We start from the raw sequence: 6,000 nt of genomic DNA on the forward strand, positions 1-6,000 counted from the left end.
AGCGCCGGGGTGAGCTGGTGCGACTTCCCTGGGTGTGGCCGTCGTTGGCCGTATGACCGGCTGGACCAGCCGTGCGCGGAGCTGGTGACCCATCAGGTCACGGACCGGGTGGGCGGCGTGATCACAGCCTGTTCCGTGCATGCTGCCGAGGCTGGCCAGCAGATCGACGGGGCCACGGTCGAGCCGCTCGCCCGGTAGGGCCCGGCCCGCGCCTAGTCGGCCGGTTTTCCCTCCCCACCGGCGCCGCCCGGGCTACCCTGTATGCAACCAGTGAATATTTGATGGGAGTTGCCCATATGGCCAGTTCAGAGGCCCTCTTGCGGCTGACGGTTGCTGCTCTGATGTACGCGACGGGGGAGTCGCAGGCCGATCTCGGCCAGGGCCTGCGGCTGAGTCAGGGTCAGGTGTCCCGCAAGCAGTCCGGGTCGACGGGGGGTTCCTCGTGGACGCTCGCCGACCTCGATCGCCTCTCCGCGCACTACGGGATCCCGGTGTCCGATCTGTTCTGCGGGGTCGACCATGCGGTGCGGTGCCTGCCCGCTCGTCGCCGCGCGGACACGGTCGGCGGGTTGCAGATGACGATCACCCCGTAGGGGTGTGGTGGATGGGCGCGCGGGAGGGTGGGGTGCCGGATCTCCTAGGCTGGTGGGGCGCCGTGTGGTGCGCGTAGCGAATGGGGTGGTGCTGGATGGACACGCAGTGGGGCGGACCTGAAGACGTCGATGAGGCGGGCGCGAGCACGGGCACGGTGGGCGGGATCGTCGCGCCGAGCGGTGCCGTGATCATCGATTTCGAGGCGTTCGTACAGACGCTCACGGATCGGATCGAGGCGTTCCGAGACGACGTGGGGGACGAGTTCGAGTCGGAGGATCTGGCCGACTCCATCGCCAGGGCGATCGAGCAGACCGCCGGGTGAGGCGGCGGCCGGATGATCACGGTGCGCCCCGCCCTGGCCCGGCTCAGTGGACGATGCGGACCACGGTCACGGTCATGACCCCGGGGCCGGAGACGTAGTAGACGGCGATGGCGGGGCCGATGACGGCTTGGCGGTGGTCGCGGTCCCCGCCGATCGCGGTCCCGGCGGCGTAGGGGTCCCGGGCGAGCACCGCGAGCGCTTTGGTGAAGGCTTCGCGGGTGGGGGTGTCCATGGCGCCCAGGGATGCTTCGGCGGCGGGGGCGTACGCGATCCGGTATCCGCTCACGCGGCCCCTGCTTCGGGGTCGACGGGCCGGCCGACGGTTTCGCCGCGGCGAAGTCGTGCCAGTACTTCCTGATCCTCAACGGCGGCTGCGGTGGTCGTCAGTGCCCAGCCGACGAGCACGAGGTGGAGTTCCTCGGCGGGGGTCGAGCCGATCTCCGCGTCGAAAGCGGCGTGCTGCTCGGCGGGGAGTGCGGCGCGGATGCTGTCGATGGTGGCGGGTACCTCGGTGTGCACGCCGTGGACGTGGGTGGTCCATGTCGCGGTGGTGATGTCGCCCATGCCTGCCTGCCTCTGCCCGGGAACGGGGGTCCTGCTGCCACGGTACGCCGGACAGGCAGATCATCGGCGTCGAATGGAGCGCCCGGTGACTGCGGGGTCGGGTAAGGGTCTCGTCGGGGCCCGTTGGGGTGTTCTGGGTGGCGTGTTCCAGGGCGGTGCGGGGGGACTGCCCCGTTGCGGCAAGGGGAACCGCGACCCGTTCCCGTTCCGAGTCGGACCCGTTCGGGGTGGTAAGAAACTTACCACCCTATGGTAAGTTTCTTACCGGTGGCGGGGATGGTCCTCGCCTTGGCGAAACGGAGTGCACCGTGGGTGAGTCCGAGTTGGAGATCCGGCACGTTGGGGACACTGAGCTGCACGCGCACTTTGCTCGGGAGTCCGAGGCGCAGCCCTGCTATGTCGAGTTGAGTTTGGAGTTCGGGGTGCTGTCCGCCAGATACAGCAGCGAGGTGAGCCCCAACGCGGTGCCGCGGGCGGTGCTGCTGGGATTTGATCACCAGTGGTCGATTCCGCCGCTGACGGGACGGGCGGCCAACGCTCTGCTGCGGGAGGTCGCGCCGCTGGCTCAGCGGATGCTGGATGACTGGACGACCGGTCTGAATGCCACCGAGAACGTGATCGCGGTCCTGGGCGAGGATGCCGCGGCGGCGGATTCCGAGATCGCGGCTCTGATCGCCGGCCGGTACCCGGAGGACGCGCCGGATGACCAGAATGCCGACATCGTCCAGGAGTGGAGCCTGGAGGCCGCGACCAACGGGGACGAGGTCAGCGAGCACGGCATCACGGCGGAGACTACCGACGAGCGGCTCGCCGAGATCGAGGCGAGCATTCTCGAAAACCTGTCCGGGTGCATGGGGCTGGACCACCCCACCGCGGTCTGCCCCGGTCTGGACACCTACCTGGAGAGGCTCCGGGAGGAGTTGGTGACCGAAGCGCGCGAGGAGGTCGAAGCCGAGTTGGAAGCGATCGCGGAAGCGGTCGCCAGTCGGCCCGAGACGGTTCAAAGGGCTGCACGGTTGGGCCTGTCGGACCGCCGTATCGCTGAACTCCTCGGCGTGAGCCACGTGACCGTGGGGACCATCCGCAAGAGTCAGTGAGGGACCCCGTACGAGGGGGACGTGTCCGTGTGAGTCCAGGAAGAGGAGCACACAGTGAGCGTGATCACGACGGCATCCACCGGTCACCTGATGGAGTACCGGGTGCTCGGTGAGGACGGGGAGGGCTATCCGATCCTCTCGCAGTGGGACGCGCAGCACTCCGGCGACTGCCAGTGCGAGCAGCGCGATCCGGACGAGCGGTACGACTGGTAGCCGAGCTGTAACGCGTGATCGGGGCCCTGGATCGGGATCCAGGGCCCCGCTCGTGTGGGGCTGCCACGGATACGCCGCACAGGGAGATCATCGGCCCCGAATCCCGTACGGGTCTCGGGCGGGTTGCCACCCGTGCTGGACGTGTGCGGGGCGCGGTCGCGGACTAGGCTGGGGGTAGTCCGCGCCGGCATGGGTGTGCGGGTGAGGCCCGGCGCCCAGCGCGTTCTGGGGCAGTACGACCGGACCGCCCACCGGCCCCCGCCGCTCCTCGGAGCGGCGGGGGCCGCGCGGTCTCCCCGCGCGCCGGGGACGTGGATCAGGCCCAGCTCATGCCGAGTGCCCGAAGCGCGGCGCGCTGTTCGGGGCTGAGCCGGTCGCGTCGGGCCTTGGTGTTGGTGATCCATACGCCGAGCCGGACGGGGACGCCGTCGTCCTGGTCCTGCCCGTCGACGTCGACGTCGACGTCGACGTCGACGTCGACGTCGACGTCGGGGACGTGCTCTGTGTGCGCCCGCGGCACGGCACGGTCACCCTCGCGTTCTACCCACTGTGTGAGGGCGGTCAGACCGCGCTGGAACGCCTGCTGCGCCTTGTTCTCCCGGTCCGTCCCGCGCCGTGCTGCGGGGGCCGGAGAGGGCTGTTCGGCGGGTTTGATGCCGAGGGCGGTCAGTCGGCTTTGCTGCTCGGGGTCCAGTTGTGCCCAGTTGCGTTGCTGCTGGCGGATCCAGCGCCCGAGGTCGTCTCCGTCGAGGAGTACTCCGGGTTCGATGGTGGGGAGCCGGCTGCCGGGTTCGTCGTGGGCGAGTTGGGCGAGGACGCGGTGGTGTCGTTGCCAGTCGAGCGGCCACGGGCACCGCCAGTCAGCGTCAATGGCCGCAAGTTGCTCGGCCCGGGTGGTCGCGGTCTTCTTGTCTTTCCCGAGGCCGTCGGGCCGCCGCAGGTTCGCGAGGAGCTGCCCGACCGCGACCGCGGTTTCTCCCTGCCCCCACGCGGCGTCCTGTCGGGGGGCGAGGTGCCCGTGGGCGCGGTGGTAGCTGCGCAGCACGGCCAGCTTGATCTCCCACGCTTCGTCCCCCGGTTCCCACACCATGCCCTCGGCGTCGAGCTGTTCGACGCGGTGCTTATCGAGGTCACCGGCCCGCCGCGCTTTGCGCTGCTGGTGGACCCACCGGCCGAGAGGGTAGGTGGTGGTGATCCCGGCCGTGGTCACGGTGTCGTAGGGGACCGCGTACGGGACGGTGATCTCGTGCTCGGCGCGCCAGCGGCGTAGGGCCTGGTAGCCCTCCAGCCACACCAGCGATTCGGGCCGGTAGACGCGGGTCCGCAGGAACGCCGCGATGGTCGCCGGATCGCGCGGGCTGGAGAAGTGCAGCAGCGCGGACTCGATCCCGGCGCGCGCGTCGGCCTCCTCCTGGTCCTGCTCCTCGCCGTTGCCCTGGCCCCCGCCGTTGCTGACGATCCGGCCGTCCGTGTCCCGCAGCACGGTCCGCTTGTCGACGCTGCGCGACAGGGCCCGGGAAGCGAGCTGTTCGACAAGGTGCTCGGAGTGCGAGCGGAGCCCGTTCAAGACCGCGACGAGGGGCGCATACGAGGCGGACGCCACCATGTCCTTCGGGTCTTCCCCGGAGTCCAGGAAGACGGGGACGATGATCCGGGCGATCTTCGCGGTCCCGTCCGGATTCGGGCGCAGCGCCCGCCCGATGTTCTGGACGATCTCCACCTGAGAGCCGCGGGTGTCCGCGAAACAGACCGCGTCGACCCCTCGCTCGCCCACGATGTCGACGCCCTCACCGAGGACCCGCACGGACGCGAGGAACGCCCGGTGTACCCGGCGCCCGTCCGCGTCGATGCCGTTCGCGAACTGCGCCACGACCCGGCGCCGCCGCGCGACCGCGTGCTCCCCACACAGCCACTGCGCCCAGACGCGGTCCGCGGGGACGTGCCGGTCCGCCTCCAACTCGTACGGCTCGGCCTTGATGCTCGACTCGGGGAGCTGTTTCGCGGCGGTCAGGGCGGCGTCGGGGGCGTCCGTGGCGTACAGCTTGGCGGCGGTGGCAGGGATCTTCGCGGCGAACGCCTCTGCCTCCTCCACACGGTGATGGAACGTCATCACCGTGCGCAGGTTCAGCGCGGCGGCGTGCTCCAGCAGCGCGGTTTGCAGCAGCGCCAGACGACGCCCGCGCATGGATTCCTCGGACAGACCGAGAATGCGTTCTGGATCCCGGATCTCCAGCACGTCGATTTCAAATCCGGCGAGGATTTCCCGCTCGATTGCTTCGGCCAAACCTAGTTCGTAAATCCATTCACCGTACGGGCCGTCCGCGTCGGACACCATCGACGCAATATCCATTTCCCGCCCCAAGGCATCCTTTTGAGGGCGGGGGGCGGCAAGAATTCGGGGGGTCGCAGTGAGGTACAGTCGGAAAGCGGCCGGAATACGTGCCTGGTCATGGATCGCGGCCCAGGGGCGCCCCAAATCCCCCGCGGTTCCGTGGGCTTCGTCCACCACGGCGAGGTCGAAGGGGGCCATCTCCTGACCGAAGAGCTGTTCCCCGCCGGCCAGGGCGGTCTCCAGCGGCCCCCGGATCCTCTGCCCGCTCCAATCCTCCCGGTCCACCAACGAGGCGTACGTGGCGAACACCACCACCGGCCCCGCACCCGCCCACAGAGATAGCTGGATCGGGTTCGTGGTGGTCCGCACCCGAAGCCCCTTGAGGACGTCGTCACCCTCCAGCGAGCACACGGCGACCATCGGCGCCCGGTGCCCCACCCGGCGCCATGCCTGGGCGGTCTGCACGAGCAGGTCCAGCGTGGGCACGGTCACCAGGATCCGCCCCCCGCCGAAGTTCTCCAGCGCGGCGGAAGCAGCCGTAATCGTCTTTCCCGACCCCGTTGCCGACACCAGGGTGGCCCGGGCACCCCGGGCCGGGATATCGTGGCGGGCATGAGGCCCGGCCCATTTACGGATCCGCGCAGTTGCTTCCAGTTGGTGTTCCCGAAGCTGAACGCCAGACATGCGATCCCCTCTCGCCACACACCCACGGACGCCGGCCCGGTGGTCACCCCGGAACCGCCCTGCTTCCGCCAAGGCTACATGCTGCATCTAGCTGATGCAGGTGCTACGGTGAACCTCACCCGTTCGAGCACCTCCGCTCCTTGGTGGCCATCTTTCGAGTCGTGAGGGCGAAGCCCGAAACGACTCGCGGGGGA

The 6,000-nt window shown here is 69.5% G+C and carries 7 protein-coding genes; 4 read left to right on the forward strand and 3 right to left on the reverse strand.

What is annotated here, in order from left to right; genetic code table 11:
* Nucleotides 1-296 precede the first annotated feature (296 nt).
* On the forward strand, nt 297-593 hold the full coding sequence (locus ACIBEA_RS41860; RefSeq protein ID WP_399269327.1) for a helix-turn-helix domain-containing protein: 297 nt from the start codon (nt 297-299) through the stop codon (nt 591-593).
* A gap of 95 nt (nt 594-688) precedes the next feature.
* Entirely contained in the window at nt 689-916 is a 228-nt protein-coding gene (locus ACIBEA_RS41865; protein ID WP_399269329.1) for a hypothetical protein, read from the forward strand.
* 43 nt (nt 917-959) lie between these two features.
* On the opposite strand, the gene ACIBEA_RS41870 is transcribed toward ACIBEA_RS41865, so the two are convergent.
* On the reverse strand, nt 960-1,202 hold the full coding sequence (locus ACIBEA_RS41870) for a type II toxin-antitoxin system RelE/ParE family toxin (RefSeq protein ID WP_399269331.1): 243 nt from the start codon (nt 1,200-1,202) through the stop codon (nt 960-962).
* Nucleotides 1,199-1,480, reverse strand: coding sequence for a hypothetical protein (locus ACIBEA_RS41875; RefSeq protein WP_399269333.1), 282 nt, complete (start codon nt 1,478-1,480; stop codon nt 1,199-1,201). Before ACIBEA_RS41875 ends, ACIBEA_RS41870 begins: the two co-directional genes overlap by 4 nt.
* Nucleotides 1,481-1,788: 308 nt before the next feature.
* Here ACIBEA_RS41875 and ACIBEA_RS41880 point away from each other — a divergent pair, with 308 nt between their 5' ends.
* The gene (locus tag ACIBEA_RS41880; RefSeq protein WP_399269334.1) at nt 1,789-2,577 is read left to right on the forward strand and encodes a hypothetical protein; all 789 of its coding nucleotides are present in this window, start codon (nt 1,789-1,791) and stop codon (nt 2,575-2,577) included.
* Between the two features lie 54 nt (nt 2,578-2,631).
* Nucleotides 2,632-2,790: a hypothetical protein gene (locus ACIBEA_RS41885; RefSeq protein WP_399269336.1), complete on the forward strand. Its 159-nt coding sequence runs from the start codon at nt 2,632-2,634 to the stop codon at nt 2,788-2,790.
* A 316-nt stretch (nt 2,791-3,106) separates the two neighbouring features.
* Here the strand turns inward: ACIBEA_RS41885 and ACIBEA_RS41890 are convergent, their stop codons facing one another.
* Nucleotides 3,107-5,806: a Helicase associated domain protein gene (locus ACIBEA_RS41890; RefSeq protein ID WP_399269338.1), complete on the reverse strand. Its 2,700-nt coding sequence runs from the start codon at nt 5,804-5,806 to the stop codon at nt 3,107-3,109.
* Nucleotides 5,807-6,000: the final 194 nt, after the last annotated feature.

Origin of the sequence: Streptomyces sp. NPDC051555, from assembly GCF_044454405.1 — a bacterium.
GTDB lineage: Bacteria > Actinomycetota > Actinomycetes > Streptomycetales > Streptomycetaceae > Streptomyces.